The organism is Kitasatospora hibisci, from assembly GCF_043950205.1.
Classification (GTDB): domain Bacteria; phylum Actinomycetota; class Actinomycetes; order Streptomycetales; family Streptomycetaceae; genus Kitasatospora; species Kitasatospora hibisci.
The window spans coordinates 646,159-663,036 of sequence record NZ_CP171642.1 but is presented as its reverse complement, the minus strand read 5'-3'; the positions used below and the strand labels follow the sequence as shown (position 1 = coordinate 663,036).

The following is a 16,878-nucleotide window of genomic DNA, read 5'->3' as shown; positions in this document are numbered from 1 at the left end:
GGTGTGCAGAGCCACGACCGCGCGGTGCCGGACGCGTTGGCCGCGTGCTTCCAGCAGGGGTGGGCGGACACCGGACTGAAGCTGCCGCCGGTGCCCGGCGCGGCGTACGCGGCCAAGCGGCGCGCGGCGCTGTCCGAACGCTTCCCCGGGGAGCGGATCGTCGTGCCGTCGGGCGGGATCAAGGCACGGAGCAACGACTTCGACTACCAGTTCCGGCCGCACTCGGCGTACATCCACCTCACCGCCGAGCTCGGCACCTCGGCCGTCCCGGACAGCGTCCTGCTCTTCGAGCCCACCGGGACCGGCCACGACGTCACCCTGTTCACCCGGCCGCGGTCGCCGCGCGACGGCGGGCCGAACAGTGCGGAGTTCTACCGCGACCGGCAGCACGGCGAGTTCTGGGTCGGACGGCGCCGGACCCTGTCGGAGACCGCCGACGCGTTCGGCATCGAGGCCGCCGCCCGCGACGACCTCGAACGCGCCCTCGGCGGCCACGTCCCGACCCGGGTGCTGCGCGGCGAGGACGCACTGGTCGACGCCCTGGTGCCGCGCGACGACGTGGCCGAGGCCGAACTCCGCACCTACCTCTCCGAATCGCGCCTGGTCAAGGACGAGTGGGAGATCGAGCAGCTGCGCACGGCCGTGGGCTCCACGGTCGCCGGCTTCCACGACGTCGTCGGCGAGCTGCGCCACGCCACCCGTGTGGCCCGCGGCGAGCGCTGGATCGAGGGAACCTTCAACCGCCGGGCCCGGATGGACGGGTACGGCCTGGGCTTCGAGACCATCGTGGGTGCCGGCGCGCACTCGTGCGTCCTGCACTGGATGCACAACGACGGCCCGGTCCGCGACGGCGACATCCTGCTCCTGGACGCCGGCGTCGAGGCCGACTCCTTCTACACCGGCGACATCACCCGGGTGCTGCCCGTCAGCGGTCGCTTCACCGACGTCCAACGCAAGGTGTACGACCTGGTCTTCGCCGCCCAGTCGGCGGGCATCGCCGCGCTCAAGCCCGGCGCCCGTTTCGGCGACTTCCACGACGCCGCGGCCGCGGTCATCGCCGAGGGGCTCGACGGCTGGGGTCTGCGGCCGGGCGGCGAGCCGCCCCTCGCGCCGCACTCCGCGCTGTCCGGCCGGTACACCGTCTGCGGCTCGGGCCACATGCTCGGCCTCGACTGCCACGACTGCGCGAGCGCCCGTCAGGAGACGTACCTGGGTGGCGTGCTGGAGCCCGGCCACGTCCTCACCGTCGAGCCCGGCCTCTACTTCCAGCCGGACGACCTGACGGTCCCCGAGGAACTGCGCGGCATCGGCATGCGGATCGAGGACGACTTCCTCATCACCGCCGACGGCGCGGTCTGTCTGTCGTCCGGTCTGCCGCGGCAGGCGGACGAGGTCGAGGCCTGGATGGCGTCGCTGCGATGACCGAGCGCCGCCCCTTGGTGGAGCAGGTCTGCGGGGAGCTGCGGCAGGGCGGCGCGGTGGCGGTGGTCGGACCGACCGGGTTCGGCAAGTCCGCGGTGCTGGACGCCGTCTGCACGCAGTGGCAGGCGGCCGGGGACCCGGTGGTGCGGCTCAGCTCGGCACCCGCCGACGCCGACGTCGCGTACGCGCCCCTGGTCGACCTGTTCACCGCCTGCCCGGCCGAGGTGTCCGGCGAGCTGTCGGACCATCAACGCGGGGCGATCGACTGGGTGCTGCGGCGCGTCACCGGGCCCGAACCCGACACCACCACGCTGCGCGTCACGGTGCTCTCCTGCCTCCAGACCTGGGGACGCCGGGCCCGGCCGCTGCTGGCCGCCGACGAGGTGCACTGGTGGGGGCCGGCCAGCCTGGACGTCTTCGGGTTCGCCGCCCGGCGGATCCGCGGCAGTGTCTCCCTGCTGGCGGCGCTGCGGCCGGACGGCCCCTCGCCGCACGACGTCCTCGGCGGCGGGGCGGTGGAGATCGGGATCCCCACGCTCGGCCCGGAGGAGTCGGCGGCCGTCGCGCGGTCCCTGGGCGTCCCGCTGCGGACCGCCGGCCGCATCCACACCGCCACCGGCGGCAACCCGCGGCTGGTCTCGGACATCGCCGCCGGGCTCGCCCGGGCCGGCACGCCCGCCACGGCGCTGGACACCCGGCCGCTGGCGCCGTTCGCCCGCAAGGCGGTCCGTGCCTGGCTGGCGGACCTGGCCGAACCGGCGCGGCGGGTGCTGCTGCTGGCGGCCCTGGCCGCCGACCCGTCGGTGGCCACCGTCCGCCGCGCCGCCGGGCCGCCCGCGGACGCGGCCCTGGCGGCCGCCGAGGCCGCCGGGCTGGTCCGGGTGGTCGACGGCGCGGTGGCCTTCCCGGCACCGGTGGTGCGGGAAGGTGTGGTCGCGGAGGCCGGCGACGAGGCGGTGCGCCGCGCCCACCACGTGCTGGCCGGTGCCTCGGCCGGACCCGCCGACCGGGCCTGGCACGAGGCGTCCTCGTGGGCGGCGGCCGAGATCCCGCCCGCCCTGGTGGAGGCGCTGGCCGGGGCCGCCGCGGGCGCCCGGGAGCGCGGCGACCGGGTACGCGCCGCGGAGCTCGGCCTGCTGGCCGGCGAGCGGGCCGGCGATGCCCGGCCCGCCCTGCTGGTCGCCGCCGCCAGGGACGCCGAGGCGGCCGGGCGGTTCGACCTCGCCTGGACCGCGCTGGAACGGATCGGCCGGACCAGGGCCGGGCCCGCCGCACGGGCCCGGGCGCGGATCGCCGTCATCGACGCCGCCGGGCGGGGCGCCGCCCTGCTGGAGGGCGTCGCGGCCCAGGCCCTGGTGGACGCCGGCGCCGCTGACGAGCCCGCGCTGGTCTCGGCGGCGCGCCTGCGGCTGGCCTGGAGCGCCCACCTGAAGCGGGGCTTCTGCGCCGAGGCCATGGCGCACGCCCGCAGCGCCGTGGAGTGGGCGGAGCGGGCCGGCGACCCGGCCGCCCGCGCCGCCGCCATGACGCTGACCGCCCGGATCGAGCAGGGCCGCGGTGCGGTGGAGCACACCGCCACGCTGCGCCTGGCCCTGGCACCGGGCGCGGCGGGCGCAGCCCCGCGGGTCACCGCGGACCCGCGGCGGGCCGCCGCCTGCTTCGCCCTGCTGGACGACCGGCCGGCCGAGGCCGGCCGGCTGCTCGACGAGCTCCGGCCGCTGGTCGCCGGCGGCGGCCCCGCCGACCTGCTCTGGCTGCTCGACGGTTCCGTCCAGGTCCACGCGGCCAGGGGCGAGGGCCGGGCCGCCCGCGAGGAGGCCGGCCGGTTGCTCGACCTGGCCCGCACGCTGGGCGCCTCGCCCGGACCGCCCTGGTACGCCGCGGCGACCGGCGAGCTGGCGGGCGGGGAACTGGAGCGGGCGCTCGCGTACGCGGAACTGGGCCTGGCGGCGTCGGAGGAGGAGTCCGACGTGCTGGTCGCCGCGCACTGCCTGCACCTGTCCGGCCTGACCCGGCTGCTGCTGCGGGACACCGTGGGCGCCCTGGCGGACCTGCTCAGGGTGCGCGACCTCGCCCGGGAGCTGGCGATCGCCGATCCGGCGGTGATCCGCTACGACGCCGACCTCGCCGAGGCCCTGGTCGCCGCGGGCGATCCGGACGCCGGGGCGCGGCAGGTGGCCGGTGCCCGGCGCCGGGCCGAGGAGCTGGGGCGGCGCGGCGTGCTGGCCTCGCTGGACCGTGCCGAGGCGCTCTGCCGGACGGCGGACGGTCAGTTCGGGCCGGCCGAGGAACTGCTGCTCCGGGCCCTCGACACCTTCGACCACCTGGGGTATCCGCTGGAGCGCGGCCGGGTGCTGCTGGCCCACTCGGCGGTGGAGCGCCGGCGCCGGCGCCCGGCCCGGGCGAGGGAGTTGCAGGCGGCGGCCGAGGTGGTGTTCCGGGCGGCGGGTGCACCGCTCTGGGGTGCGGCCCGGTCGGAGCGGGCCGGGGCGCCGTCCTGGCTCGCCGGTCTGACGGACGCGGAGAAGCGGATCGCGGAGCTGGTCGCGGACGGGTACGGCAACCGCGACATCGCGGCCGCCCGGTACGTCAGCGTCAAGACGGTGGAGGCGGTGCTGACCCGGATCTACCGCAAGCTCGGGGTGCGTTCCCGGGTCCAGCTGGTGGCGCTCGCCCGCAGGGACGAGCGCCGGCCGGACCGCTGACCCGGTGGCGCGGGCAGCCGGCCGTGCTGGCCGTGCTGGCCGTGCTGGCCGGACCGGCCGGACCGGCCGGGACCGGTGACCGTGCGGTCACCGGTCCCGGGGCCGCCACCCGGTCACGCGGCCCAGGCCGCGGTGCCCAGGATGCTCGAACCCGGCGTCCCCGGTTCGGAGCCCAGCGGTGCCGGGACCTCGTAACGGACCGGGCAGCCGGCCGTCCGGCCGCCGATGACGAGCGGGCCGAACACCGCCTTCGTCGACAGCGGTCGGTACTCGCGGCTGCCGGTGTCGAGCACGGTCACGGCGAGGTCGGCACTGTGGACGGCCTGCTGGACGATCCAGGTGCCGGCCTCCCGGGCCTTGGCGATGACCGCCTCCCACTCGGCCGCGCCGGTCCGGAAGCCGAGGTGCACGTCGGCGTTCTGGTCCCCGTCGGAGCGCTTCAGCACGAACTCCTCCCGCCGGCGCACCAGCAGGTCGGTCAGCTTCCAGGACTCGCCCTCGAACTCGACCGTCTCCTCCCGGACGGTCCGCGACCAGGGGAGGTAGCCGGCGACGAACTCCCGGTCGTCGTCGGTCATCCAGTCCAGCCCGGCGGACAGCGCGGCGAAGAGCTGCTTGTTCGCCGCCTGGTAGGAGCTCTGCGGCGTCAGCACGGTGGCCCCGCACTTCCTGATGGTGAGCAGCGGGGCGAGGTCCCGTCCGGCGTCGAGCCACTCCTGCGGCACCACCCGCTCCAGCACCAGCGGGAACTCGCCCGCACGGGTGGCGAGGGCGTCGGTGAACTCGTCGGTGTCGAAGTACTCCGCGCCGATCCCGCCCTTGCGCAGCGCGTCGATCTCGATCTCGTAGTACCGGCGGTCCGTGACGAAGACGTCGGGCAGGTAGCCGACCAGAGCCAGGCGCGGCTCCAGACCGTACTCCGCGAGGACGCCGCGGAGCAGGTCGTTGCGCGCGGCCATCGGGTCGGCGAGGACGAGGGAGTCCGCGGCCCGGCCGGGCAGCAGCTGGCGCCAGAGGTCGTTCAGCAGGTGGGTGAAGACCTGCCCGCCGGTGGCCGAGCAGAAGTTGAACTCGATGAACTTCCAGCCGGATTCCGTGAGCACGACGTCCGGTCGGCCGATTGCGGTGGCGTAGGTCTGCTCGAACTCCTCGTCCGCGTAGAACCCGGTCAGCCGCTCGTCGAGGCCCAGGGCCCGGTGCCGGGCCAGGCAGTCCGCGCCCAGTCCCGACGCGGCCCGGCGCAGCAGGCCGGCCAGCCGGACGGAGGCCCGCTCGAGCTCGGCGCCGCGCGTGGCCGGCAGGGCGAGCGGGCCGGCGGGCGAGATGCGGTCGAACCAGAAGGTGCGGAAGCCGCGGAACTGGTGGTCGAGCGCGGTGAGCAGCAGCTGCGGGTCGGTCGCGGTCGCCGCGGTGGTGGCGGTGGTGGCGGTGGTCGAGGCGGCCGGCTGCGGCGCCGTCGTGGTGAGGTCCATTCACTACTCCTGGGGGAGGGGTCGTGTCGACGGCGGGGCGTCGACGGGGAGCGTTCGCGGGCGCAGCAGCGCGGTGTAGCCGAGGGCGGCGAGCGCGCCGACGACGGCGCAGCCCAGCCAGAGGGCGCCGGTGCCGTAGGCGTCGATCAGCAGGCCGCTGGTGAGCGGGGCGAGGAAGCCGCCGACGGACCAGGTCAGGGCCATCACGCCCTCGTACCGGCCGCGGGCCGACGCCGGTGCCATCGCCGGAACCTGGGCCTCGCTGGTCGGCACGTAGACGATCTCGCCCAGCGTGTAGACGGCGGCGGCGACGGAGTAGAGCAGCACGGTGTCGGAGCCGGCGTTGAGGGCCGCGCTGAGCCCGACCAGCGAGGCCCCCACGGCCAGCACCCGGCCGGCCGGCCGGTGCTGGGTGAACCGGGTCAGGGCGAGCTGGAGCGTGACGATCATGACGCCGTTGACCGCGGCCACCAGGCCGTACTGCGCGGGGGAGAGGCCCGACTCGGCGGTGGAGAGCGGCAGTGCCACGTGCCGCTGGCTGAACACCGCGACCACCAGCAGGTTGAGCCCGACCAGGCACATGAACCGGCGGTCGCGCAGCACCTCGGCCGTTGACGGGCGGGGATCCTGCGAGCGGACCGCAGCCGGCGCGACGGGCCTGGTCTCGGGGAGGCGGAGGAAGACGAGTACCGCGCAGAGCAGCGTGGTGGCGGCGTCCACCAGGTAGAGCGTCAGGTAGCCGAACGCGGCGAGCGTGCCCGCGGAGAGCGCCGAGACGGAGAAGCCCAGGTTGAGGGCCCAGTAGTTGAGCGCGTAGGCCCGCGGCCGGGACTCCGGCGGGACGAGGTCGGCGAGCATCGCCCCGACCGCCGGCTGGGACATCTTCAGGGTGACGCCCAGCGCGGCGGCCCAGAGCGCGATCAGGTCGAGCCGGTCGGCCAGGCCGAGGCCCAGTGTGCAGACCGCGGCGCCCAGTTGGCCGGTGAGCATGGTCGGCCGCCGCCCCCATCGGTCGGCGAGGGCGCCGCCGGACAGCGATCCGAGGATCCCGCCGAAGCCGTACAGGGACACCATCAGGCCCGCCGCGGTGGCGGAGTACCCGTGCTCCACGGTGAGGTAGAGGGACAGGAACGGCATCACGAAGAGGCCGACCCGGTTCACCAGCGTCGAGGTCCACAGCCACCAGAAGCCCCCGGGGAGCGGGGGGCGGTGAGGCTCGTTCACGCCGGTCCCGTCAGCGCGGGGCGCACCCCGCGCCGGCCGAACTCGGCCTCCAGCGGGATCGCGGCCCGGAACAGGCCCGCCTCGCCGAAGCGGGGGCCGACCAGCTGCACGCCGATCGGCAGGCCGTTGCCGGCGAAGCCGAGCGGCAGCGACATGGCGGGGTGCCCGGTGAGCGCGAACGGGATGGTCTGCATGTCGTTGGCGAGCCGGGGCGGCGGCCAGTGGCGCGGGAAGTCGTCGAACCGGGCCGCGGTGGTCTGCCCGCAGGCGGTGACCAGCACGTCGTGGCCGGAGAAGACCTGACGGTCGAGCGCCGCGGCGAGCCGGAGCCGGGCGTCCAGCGCGCGCCGCAGGTCCTCGGCGCCGATGCCGGCCCCGGGCAGCAGCTTCTGGTAGGTGAAGCGGCCGAACTCCCGGGGTGCCTCGCGCAGGTTCTTCTCGTGGGTCGCGAACCCCTCCGCCGCCATCACGATCCGGCCGCAGGCGTTGAACAGCTCGTACGGTGGCAGCTCGCACTCCTCGACGATCGCGCCGAGCCCCTCCAGGTGGGTGAGGGCGCGCTCGATCCCGCGGGTGATCTCCGGCAGGGTCGCCGGGTCGGCCGCGTACCAGGCGGTCGAGTACGCCACCCGCAGCCCGCGCACGTCCCCGGTCAGGCCGGCCAGGTAGTCCGGCGTCGGCGCGTCACGGGTGCGCGGGTCGCGCGGGTCCGGTCCGGCGACGGCCTGGAGCGCGGCCGCGGTGTCGGCCACCGTCCATCCCAGCGGACCGAAGTGGTCCATGGTGGGCGACAGCGGGGTGGCGCCGTGCCCGGAGACCAGCCCGTACGTCGGCTTCAGGCCGACCGTCCCGCAGTGGAAGGCCGGGCCGCGCATCGAGCCGGCGGTGTCGGAACCGAAGGCGACGCGGAGGAAGCCGGCGGCCACCGCGACGCCGGCCCCGGAGGAGGAGCCGCTGGGGATGTGCTCCGTGTTCCACGGATTGCGTGCCGGCGGGAAGGGCAGGTCCGGGCTGGGGCCGCCCATCGCGAACTCGTAGGTGGTCAGCTTGCCCAGCAGGACGCCGCCGCCGGCCCGCAGCCGCTCCTCCACCGCGCTGTCGGCGGTGGCGACGTCGTCGAGGGTCAGCCGGGACTGGTTGGTGGTGGGCAGGCCCTCGGCGGCGAAGATGTCCTTCAGCGCGTACGGGATGCCGTGCAGCGGCCCGCGGTCGGTGCCTTCGCGAAGCTCCCGGTCGGCCTGCCGCGCGCGCTCCAGTGCCCGCTCCGGGGTGACCAGCACGAAGGAGCGCAGGGACGCGTCGTGGGCCTCGACCAGCTCCAGCGCGTGAACGGCCAGTTCCACCGCGGTGAGCCGCCCGGCGCGCAGCAGCGCCCCGGCCTCCGCGACGGAGAGCTCGGCGGGTGCGCCGGGCGCGGCGGCAGCGGGGGTGGCCGCGGAGACGATGGCGGGGGTGGGGTCAGACATGGCGTCCCCCCAGCGGGCCGTCCGTGCCGTCCAGCCCGCGCAGCAGGGCCGCCATCGCCCGCATCGGGCGGTAGCCGGCCAGGACGCCGGGCGCCAGGTCCGGCGGCATCTCGATGCCGAGGCGGGCCAGGGCGGCGGCGAACTCCCGGTCCGCGGTCTCGGCCTCGGACGGCTCGGGGCCGTTCGCCCCGGTGTCCGGGTCCTTGCCGGCGTGTGCCACGTGCGGTCTTCCCTTCGATGACGTTCGGGTGTGCGGGTGTGCGGGTGTGCGGGTGCGGCTGTGCGCACGCCCGCACGTACCGACGTTCAGCGGTGCGTGCGCCCCACCAGGTGGGCGCAGGTGATGAGGTCCAGCGAGCCGTGGCCGGTGGAGCTGAAGACGGTCGGCCGGGCTTCGAGCCCGGTGTGCCCGCCGGTCTCCAGCGCCTCCAGGTCGAGCGCCGTGCGGTGGACCGCGCCGGCCTCGGCGACGGCGATGCCCACGTCCTCCACCACGACCGTGACGGCGGCCAGCAGGGCGTGCGACACCTCGCGGGACTCCGTGGTGTGCGCGCCCATGCAGTTGATGTGCACGTGGTCCGGCAGGTCGGCGGCGATCGGCAGCGGGAGCGCGGACGTCGTCGCCGTGGAGACGACGTCCGCGCCCGCGGTGGCCTCCTCGGCCGAGGCGCAGGCCACCGCCCGGGCCCGGCCGAGGGCGTTGATCCGCGCGCACAGCGCCTCGGCCCCGGCGGCGGTGCGCGAGTGGACCCGGACCCGGGTGATCTCCCGCACCGCCGAGACGCCGAGGTACTGCTGCCAGGCCTGAACCCCGGACCCGACGATCCCGAGCTCCGAGCTGTGCGGCGCCGCGCAGCGGTCGGTGACCAGGGCCGTGACGCCCGCGCACTTGAGGTTGGTGACGGCCGCGCCGTCCAGCACCTCCAGCAGCTCCCCGGTGGTGGCGAAGACCGGGACGACCGCGGTGACGGTCGGCCCGGGCCCGGCGGTGATGGTCGCCGTCTTGGAGACGTAGAGCCCGAAGTCGGCCGAGACGGCGGGCATCGCCAGGAACCTGGCACCCTGCCCGTCCTCGACGGTCAGGCGCAGCGGCACGGCCATCCGCCGTACGGCGCCGCTGCGCAGGCCGCTGCGCATCAGGGCGGCAACGGCTCGGACGTCGTCGGCCGAGTGCTCCGGCGGCCCCGGGCGGGGGAGGGTCATCCGAGCCCTGCCAGGACGTCCAGCAGGTCCGCGGCGAACCGCTCGGTGAGCTCGGTCGGCATGTCGCCGCGCAGCATCATCCGGACGCCGGACTGGCCCCGGGCGACGATCGGGAAGAACATGGCCGAGCAGTAGTAGCCGCGCTCGTAGAGTTCGTTCGACAGCCGCACCGCCCGGTCGTTGTCGCCGGTGACCACGAACTTGATGTGCGACCCGGTGCCGCGCAGGTCGTGCCCGCGCAGCCGTTCGTCGAACAGCTCGATGTTCCGGGCCAGTTGCGCCTGGCGCTCGCCGAGCTCGGGGCCGCGGTGGACCTCCAGGGCGCCCAGGGTGGTGCCGATGGCGGCCGTGCGCAGCCCCTGCGACCAGGCCAGCGGCCCCGACCGGTAGAGGAAGTCGAACACTCCCCGGTCCCCGGTCATGGCGATCCCTCCGGTGCTGCCGAAGGCCTTGGCGATCGAGGCGACCACGATGGTCCGGGAGCCGAGCTCGTCGAAGACCGTGCGGGCGAAGCCGACGCCCCGCTCGCCGACCGCCGACAGCGCGTGCGAGTCGTCGAGGTAGACGAACATGCCGTAGCGCTCCTGGAGGGCCTTGATGCCCGCCAGGTCCGCCTGCCCGCCGACCGAGTAGACGCCCTCGCAGACGTAGGCCACCCGCGGGTACTTCCGGCAGACCTCCTCCAGGTACGCCATGTCGTTGTGCGGACAGGTGAGCACCAGCGTCTCGTCGGCGAGAACCGGCTTGAGGAAGTTCATCGAGAAGTGCGCGAACCGGTCGAAGACCACGACCAGCGGCTCGCCGTCGGTCAGGTGCCCCGATGCCAGCAGCGGCAGGATCGCCGCACTCAGCACCCCGCAGGACACCGACGGCAGCACGTGCGCGCCGAAGTGCTCGGAGAGCTCCTCCTCCAGCCGTTCCATGATCCCCAGCCGGATCCGGAACTCGCCCATGGACAGGCCGGTGATCCGCTCCTCCGCGAGGGCGGCGCGCCCCGCCTCGACCACCGTCGGGTGGCTGTTGAGGCCCAGGTACGAGCAGGACGACAGGTTGGCGAACTCGTGCCCGCCGCGCACCTCGCGCAGCCGGTTCTGGCCCTCGACGGCCTCGACCACCAGGCCGAGCATGCCGTGCTTCCGGGCGAGGCCCCAGGCGGCCTCGCTGGCGGGCACCATCTTCTGGTTGTTCCGGTACCGGTGCGGACCGGTGATGGACTCGACGGGCCCGACGGGCCCGACCGGACCGGTCATCGCGTCGCACCCCCGCTCCGGGTGCGCAGCCAGTCGCCGAGCCGGGCCACGGCCTGGCGGGCCTTGTCCAGCCGGGTGTGGTGCAGGTGCCAGACGTGGACCATGCCGGGCCAGACCTCCAGTTCGCCGGTGCAGCCCGCCTCCCGCAGAGCGGCGACGAACCGCTCGGCGTCGCTGAGCATGACCTCGCGGCTGCCCACCTGCACGAGCACCGGAGGCAGGCCGGCGAGCTCCCCGAACAGCGGGGACACGTAGGGGGTGGTCGGTGCGGTGCCGGCCAGGTAGGACGCGGTGACCAGCGCCACGACGTGCTGGCTGATCATCGGGTCCCGGTCCGCCAGGGTGCGGTGGGTCTCCCCGCTGCCGGTCAGGTCGGTCCACGGCGAGATGCACGCCGCGGCGGCCGGCAGCGGCAGGCCCTCGTCCCGGAGCCGGAGCAGCGTGGTGAGCACCAGGCCGCCGCCCGCCGAGTCCCCGGCGAGGACGATGTCCTCGGCGGCGGTCCCGTCGGCCAGCAGGCTCCGGTAGGCGGCCACCGCGTCGTCGAGCGCGGCGGGGAAGGGGTGCTCGGGGGCCCGCCGGTAGTCCACGAAGAACATCCGGCAGCGGGCCGCCCGGGCGATCTCGGCCACCATGGCGCCGTGGCTGCGCAGCGAGCCGTAGACGTAGCCGCCGCCGTGGAAGTAGAGCCCGGTGCGGGTGCCCTCCGCGTTCGGCGGGGTCAGCAGGTGGCCGCCGTCGCGCGGTTCGACGGTGACGTCGTCCGCGATCGGTGTGCCCCAGGCGTCGTAGAACAGCCGGGCCTCGGCGATGTCGTCGGGCCAGTCGTCCGCGGCGAGCAGTGCCAGGAGCTCGTCGAGCTCGGCGGTGTCGCGGGCGGACATGGCCGGCACGCCGGTGTCGGTGGTGCTCATCACCCGGCGGCCCCGTCCTCGGTGCCGACCGGGGCGATGCCGCGGTGGTAGCGCTCGCGCGAGGCGTCGTCCGGGGCCTCCATGATGGGCGCGGGGACGTCCAGGCCGTAGTGGGTGAACCACTTGGCCAGCTCGACGCCTTCGGCGAACTGGTACTCCAGGTGCCGGATCGGGCGACGGGACGGCAGCGCCGGGTCGACCGGGCGGGGCTCGGAGCCGGCGTGCGCGAGGCCGCCGTCCACCTCGTTGAGCAGGACGACCATCGCCAGGTCGGCGGAGAGGTCGACGTCCAGCGCGCTGGCGTAGCCGGCCAGGACCGGCCCGGCGTGCTCCTCGCGGACCGCGACGTTGTAGCTGTGCGGCATCAGCTCGACCAGGTCACCCGGGGCCACGCCCGTGTCCTTGCAGTAGGCGCGGGTGTCGCAGACAACCGGGACGCCGCCCCGGATGTTGGTGTTGGGGCCGTAGATGTTCCCGACGAACGGCGTGGCGGAGTCGAAGTGCACGCACTTGGTGGTGAGGAACTCGCGCTCGGCGGTGTGGTCGCCGTTCGGGGTGAAGGAGGTGTTCTTGTTGTAGCCGTCGACGTCCATGCCGGCGATGCGGTCGTAGTCCATGGCGACGGGGCTGAACGGCGCGACGTCGATCCGCTCGCCGAAGGCACGGAACAGCGACTCCAGGTAGTCGCGGCCCACCGCGGCGTGCTGCTCGTCGTGGACGTCCAGGCCGTGGTGCTCCAGCGTCCTGGCGACGCCGTGGCAGACGGCGACGCCCTGGCCCCGGGTGACCAGGCGGACCAGTTCGGAGACCAGCGCGTCGCCGACGGCCTGCAGGCGGCCGTCGACCAGTTCGGTCGGGTGGGCGGAGACGTCGATGAGGGCGTGCTGGGGCAGGGTCTTCACAGGGGGCTCCCCGGTTCGTGGTGAGGGTACGCGTGCTGGGGTGGTCGGTGGCGGTGCTGCGGCGGTGCTCCGGAGCGCGCTCGGGGCCTCGCGGGTGCAGCACCGGCGGGTGTTCGGGCCGGTGCTGCTCGCGCCGTGCTGTTCGGGCTGCGCTGTTCGGGCCGCGCCGCTGCTCAGGCCTCGGCGGGCGCGTGGAGTGCGAGCATGCGCCGGGCCCGCAGGACGAACGGCGGGGCCAGCACGCGGTCCTTCTCCACCGCGAAGCCGGACGGCGTGGCGTCGTAGTCGGCGACCACCCGCCGGTACTCGGCGAGTTCGTCCGCGCCGACCGTGAAGGCCTCGGCGATCACGGGCACCTGCCGGGGGTGGATGGCCGCCTTGCCGGTGAACCCGGCCTCCCGGGCCGCCCGGCAGGACGCCGCGACCACGTCGAGGTCGTGCAGCTCGAAGGAGTTGGTGTCGATGGCGGGCACCCGGTGCCGGGCCGCCGCGACGCAGAGCCGGGCCCGCGCGTAGTCGAGGTAGGCCGCGTTCTCGGCGTACATCTCGGCGGTCAGGTCCGCCTGGCCGAAGCAGAGGCCGTCGCTCACCTCGGCGATGGCGAAGGCGTTCTCCACGGAGTCCACGGTCTCGATGAAGCTGCAGATCTGCGGCGCGTTCGAGGTGAGCCCGAGCAGCGACCGGTAGATCGCCACGTCGCCGGGGCCGGCGATCTTGGGGATGAAGACGACGTCGATCGGGACGCCGCCGATCACGGCGTCCAGTTCGAGCAGCGTCCGCAGGTCCTCCAGTCCGTCCGGAGTGGCGATGCTGTTCACCCGCAGGCCCAGGGCCGGCAGCCCGGCCCGGGTCAGGTCCGCGTCGGCCAGCAGCGCCCGGGCCTCGGCCTTGCGGGCCGGGTGGGTGGAGTCCTCCAGGTCCAGGACCAGCATGTCCGCGTGCATGCGGCCCGGTTCGGCCACCGACGCCAGACGCAGCGCCGGCGTGTAGAGCAGGCTCGCGTACGACCTCACCGTGCGCCCTCCCGTCCGAACAGCAGGTTCATCTTCTCCAGCGAGAAGTCCTCGTAGCGGATCGGCTCGTACTCGGCCGGGCGGTCCGCGGTGAACTTCGGGAAGCACTCGATGACCGTGTCGTCGTTGGCCAGCTTGAAGAAGACGATGGACTGCCGCCGCCGGTCGGCCAGCCGGACCCGGTGCGGGGTGGAGACGTACTCGTCGTTCGACCAACGGGCCATCAGGTCGCCGATGTTGACGATGAAGCTCTCCCGGTCCGGCACCTGCACGTCCAGCCAGTGGCCGGCGCGGTCCCGGAGCTGCAGGCCCGGCCCGTCCTGGGTGAGCAGCGTGATCAGCGTGCCGTCGGTGTGCTGCCCCATGCCCTGGTCGTTGAGGAACTCCGGGGCGACACCGGGGTAGAGGTGCGAGCGCAGCGAGTCGTTGGAGGTGTCGGTGCGGGTGGCGAAGAAGTCACGCGGCAGGTCCAGGGCGAGGGCCAGCAGTTCGGCGATCCGGCCGGCGACGCTCTCACAGGCCGCGAAGTACCCTTTCAGCGCCGTGCGCAGCTGCGCGCCCTGCTCGTCGGCGGGGAACGGCAGGTCCTCGGTGTCGTCGAGGATCAGCCGCCCGGCGCTGAACTTCTCGACGTAGTCCGAGGGCATGCCCGGCCGGCCGGTGTAGGCGTACGCGTTCTCGGAGAGCAGCGCGCTGTAGCCGTACGGGCTGTAGTCGTTGTCGCCGCGTGCGCTGCTGGTGCGCATCGCCAGCTCGCGCTTGGCGTCCAGCGGGCGCGCGAAGAAGTCCAGCGACGTGCGGTAGGCGTCGTCGAAGACCTCGCGGGCGATGCCGTGCCCGCGGACGACGAAGAAGCCGGTGTTGCGGCACGCGTCGGAGATCTCGTCGGCGATCCTGCGTTCGGCGCCGGCGTGGTCCGCCTCGGCGGGTCCGGGTTCCAGGGTGATGACCGGGATCATCGGTCCGCCTCCTGCCGGGGGACGAGAATCGTCCGCTCGAATTCGATCACTGACGCACCGTCCTGGTTGAGGCCGGTGGTGTGGACGGTCACGATCCCCTCGCCGGGCCGCGTGGCCGACTCGCGCTTGGTGAGGATCCGGGTCGTCGCGTAGAGGGTGTCGCCGACGAAGACCGGCGCGGTCATCCGCACCTTGTCCCAGCCGAGATTGGCGACGCACTTGGCGCTGATGCTCGACACCGTCATGCCGTTGACGATCCCGAAGGTGACCAGGCTGGACACCAGGATCCGCTTGAACCGGGTCTGTTCGGCGTAGACCGCGTCGATGTGCAGCGGGTGCTGGTTGAGGCAGAGCAGTGAGCTCCACGTGTTGTCGTTCATGGTGATGGTCCGGCCGGGCCGGTGCTCGACGACCTCGCCGGGGACGAAGTCCTCGTAGAGCATGCCGTCGTCCTCCCGGTACACGCCGGGGGCGACGGAGAGGTAGGAGTTGCCCTTCACTGTGCTTCCCGTACTTCCTCGTCGAGGCCGGCCCGGCGCAGGGCCGAGCGGGCCGAACGGTGCGCCGCGCCGGCGGCGGTGGCGGCCAGGCCGATTCCCCAGACCGTCCGCCCGTCGGTCTCCAGCGCGGTGAAGCAGACCGCCGGCTCGCCGGCCGCGGCCGCCGTGCCGGCGGCCACGACCCGGGCGAACGCGACTCCGTGCGCCGCGGACTGCCGCGCGACCGCCTCGTGCTCGTCGGCGGCGTCCGCCGGGGCCGGCGAGTCGTCCAGACAGTAGGTGTCCCGGAGCAGCTGCCAGAGCTCGGCCGGCTCCAGCTCGCGCCCGAGGGCGTCGGCGGCGCCCTGGACCACGGAGGCGAAGTCCCGGCGCAGCTCAACGGGCAGGTCGACGCCCCAACCGGCCTTCAGCACGTAGGCGATGCCGCCCTTGCCGGACTGGCTGTTCACCCGGATGATCGCCCGGTAGTCGCGACCGACGTCCTTCGGGTCGATCGGCAGGTACGGGACCTGCCAGGCGAGCTCCGCGACGTCGCGGCCCTCGCGGTCGGCCCGGTCCGCGAGCGCGGCCAGCCCCTTGGCGATGGCGTCCTGGTGGGTGCCGGAGAAGGCGGTGTACACCAGGTCGCCGGCGTAGGGGTGCCGGGGGTGCACCGGCAGGCGGTTGCAGTCCTCGACGACCTCGCGGACGGCGTCGATGTCGGAGAGCTCCAGCTGCGGGTCGACGCCCTGGCTGAACAGGTTCAGCGCGAGCGTCACCAGGCAGACGTTGCCGGTGCGTTCGCCGTTGCCGAAGAGAGTGCCCTCGACCCGGTCGGCGCCGGCCAGCAACGCCAGCTCGGCCGAGGCGACGGCGGTGCCGCGGTCGTTGTGCGGGTGCACCGACAGGACGATCGCGTCGCGCTGGTCCAGGTTGCGGTGCATCCACTCGACCTGGTCGGCGAAGACGTTGGGGGAGTGGGTCTCCACCGTGGTGGGCAGGTTCAGCACCAGCGGCCGGTCGGGAGTGGCCCCGACGGTCGCGGTGACCAGGTTCGCGATCTCCAGTGCGAACTCCGGCTCGGTCAGGTTGAAGGTCTCCGGCGAGTACTCGAACCGGACGTCCGTGCCGCCGGCCCGCTCGGCCAGCCGCACCAGCTGCTGCGCCCCTTCGAGGGCCATCCGCCGGACCTCGTCCCGCGACATGCCGAACACCACCTCGCGCCAGAGGCAGGCCGTCGCGTGGCACAGGTGGACCGTCGCGCGGTCGGCTCCCTGAATCGCCTCAAAGGTCCGTTCGATGAGTTCCGGCCGGGCCGGCGTGAATACCGACACGGTGACGTCGTCCGGAATTCCGTCCTTGCTCACCAGCTCCCGGACGAAATCGAAGTCGTCGGTGCTGGCCGCCGGATATCCGATTTCGACGTCCTTGAATCCGGTCGCCACCAGCAGATCGAACATCCGCCGCTTCCGGTGCGGGTCCATCGGTTCCGCCAGGGCCTGGTTTCCGTCCCGGAGGTCGACCGACGCCCACACCGGCGCGCGCTTCGGCTCCTGGTCCGGCCATCGCCTCAACCAGCCTGCAGTGGAAGTTGGTTCGCTCCGCGCATAGCGCCGGAACGGCATCGACGACGGCTGTTGTGCAATTCCGGTGGTCCGCTCCGGGAAAGGCAGTGGTGAATCCGTTCGGGGTGCCCCCATGCTGCCTCCTCTCGCTGTTCTCGACGGTCCGACACTACGGAGCGTCAGCTGCGGCGGGGAAGCCGGGGATCTTCTAGACCGAACCCTGGAATCGGACCTATCCGGCGCATCCCGACCAGTCCGGCAGGCAACCCGGTTGACGCCCCATCGGGCCCGGCTAGGATTTCCC

The 16,878-nt window shown here is 74.1% G+C and carries 14 protein-coding genes; 2 read left to right on the top strand and 12 right to left on the bottom strand.

Going from position 1 to position 16,878, the window contains the following annotated elements; genetic code table 11:
• Nucleotides 1-3: 3 nt before the first annotated feature.
• Entirely contained in the window at nucleotides 4-1,422 is a 1,419-nt protein-coding gene (locus tag ACF9IK_RS03080; protein WP_395292682.1) for an aminopeptidase P family protein, read from the top strand.
• The gene (locus ACF9IK_RS03075; protein WP_395292681.1) at nucleotides 1,419-4,127 is read left to right on the top strand and encodes a helix-turn-helix transcriptional regulator; all 2,709 of its coding nucleotides are present in this window, start codon (nucleotides 1,419-1,421) and stop codon (nucleotides 4,125-4,127) included. The genes ACF9IK_RS03080 and ACF9IK_RS03075 overlap by 4 nt, the downstream gene beginning before the upstream one ends.
• A gap of 113 nt (nucleotides 4,128-4,240) precedes the next feature.
• Here ACF9IK_RS03075 and ACF9IK_RS03070 read toward each other — a convergent pair whose 3' ends face one another.
• The 12 genes from ACF9IK_RS03070 to ACF9IK_RS03015 form a co-directional block, all read right to left on the bottom strand.
• Nucleotides 4,241-5,599, bottom strand: coding sequence for a hypothetical protein (locus ACF9IK_RS03070; RefSeq protein ID WP_395292680.1), 1,359 nt, complete (start codon nucleotides 5,597-5,599; stop codon nucleotides 4,241-4,243).
• Nucleotides 5,600-5,602: 3 nt separating this feature from the next.
• Complete coding sequence (locus tag ACF9IK_RS03065; RefSeq protein ID WP_395292679.1) at nucleotides 5,603-6,823, bottom strand: MDR family MFS transporter; 1,221 nt, start codon at nucleotides 6,821-6,823, stop codon at nucleotides 5,603-5,605.
• Nucleotides 6,820-8,289 (bottom strand): amidase, encoded by a 1,470-nt coding sequence (locus ACF9IK_RS03060; RefSeq protein ID WP_395292678.1) that lies wholly within the window; start codon nucleotides 8,287-8,289, stop codon nucleotides 6,820-6,822. The genes ACF9IK_RS03065 and ACF9IK_RS03060 overlap by 4 nt, the downstream gene beginning before the upstream one ends.
• A complete protein-coding gene (locus ACF9IK_RS03055; protein WP_395292677.1) occupies nucleotides 8,282-8,509 on the bottom strand; it encodes a hypothetical protein in 228 nt (75 codons plus the stop codon). The genes ACF9IK_RS03060 and ACF9IK_RS03055 overlap by 8 nt, the downstream gene beginning before the upstream one ends.
• A gap of 86 nt (nucleotides 8,510-8,595) precedes the next feature.
• Entirely contained in the window at nucleotides 8,596-9,492 is an 897-nt protein-coding gene (locus ACF9IK_RS03050) for an ornithine cyclodeaminase family protein (protein WP_395292676.1), read from the bottom strand.
• Complete coding sequence (locus ACF9IK_RS03045; RefSeq protein ID WP_395292675.1) at nucleotides 9,489-10,742, bottom strand: aminotransferase class I/II-fold pyridoxal phosphate-dependent enzyme; 1,254 nt, start codon at nucleotides 10,740-10,742, stop codon at nucleotides 9,489-9,491. Before ACF9IK_RS03045 ends, ACF9IK_RS03050 begins: the two co-directional genes overlap by 4 nt.
• Nucleotides 10,739-11,656 (bottom strand): alpha/beta hydrolase, encoded by a 918-nt coding sequence (locus ACF9IK_RS03040; RefSeq protein WP_395292674.1) that lies wholly within the window; start codon nucleotides 11,654-11,656, stop codon nucleotides 10,739-10,741. The genes ACF9IK_RS03045 and ACF9IK_RS03040 overlap by 4 nt, the downstream gene beginning before the upstream one ends.
• Complete coding sequence (locus ACF9IK_RS03035; protein WP_395292673.1) at nucleotides 11,656-12,558, bottom strand: hypothetical protein; 903 nt, start codon at nucleotides 12,556-12,558, stop codon at nucleotides 11,656-11,658. Before ACF9IK_RS03035 ends, ACF9IK_RS03040 begins: the two co-directional genes overlap by 1 nt.
• Before the next feature lie 173 nt (nucleotides 12,559-12,731).
• Nucleotides 12,732-13,571 carry an HpcH/HpaI aldolase/citrate lyase family protein gene (locus ACF9IK_RS03030; RefSeq protein WP_395292672.1) on the bottom strand — a complete coding sequence of 280 codons (840 nt, stop codon included), beginning with the start codon at nucleotides 13,569-13,571 and terminating at the stop codon, nucleotides 12,732-12,734.
• Nucleotides 13,568-14,530, bottom strand: coding sequence for an isopenicillin N synthase family dioxygenase (locus ACF9IK_RS03025; RefSeq protein ID WP_395292671.1), 963 nt, complete (start codon nucleotides 14,528-14,530; stop codon nucleotides 13,568-13,570). The genes ACF9IK_RS03030 and ACF9IK_RS03025 overlap by 4 nt, the downstream gene beginning before the upstream one ends.
• On the bottom strand, nucleotides 14,527-14,973 hold the full coding sequence (locus tag ACF9IK_RS03020; protein WP_395298458.1) for a MaoC family dehydratase: 447 nt from the start codon (nucleotides 14,971-14,973) through the stop codon (nucleotides 14,527-14,529). The genes ACF9IK_RS03025 and ACF9IK_RS03020 overlap by 4 nt, the downstream gene beginning before the upstream one ends.
• Before the next feature lie 53 nt (nucleotides 14,974-15,026).
• Nucleotides 15,027-16,709: a 2-isopropylmalate synthase gene (locus ACF9IK_RS03015; protein ID WP_395292670.1), complete on the bottom strand. Its 1,683-nt coding sequence runs from the start codon at nucleotides 16,707-16,709 to the stop codon at nucleotides 15,027-15,029.
• Nucleotides 16,710-16,878: the final 169 nt, after the last annotated feature.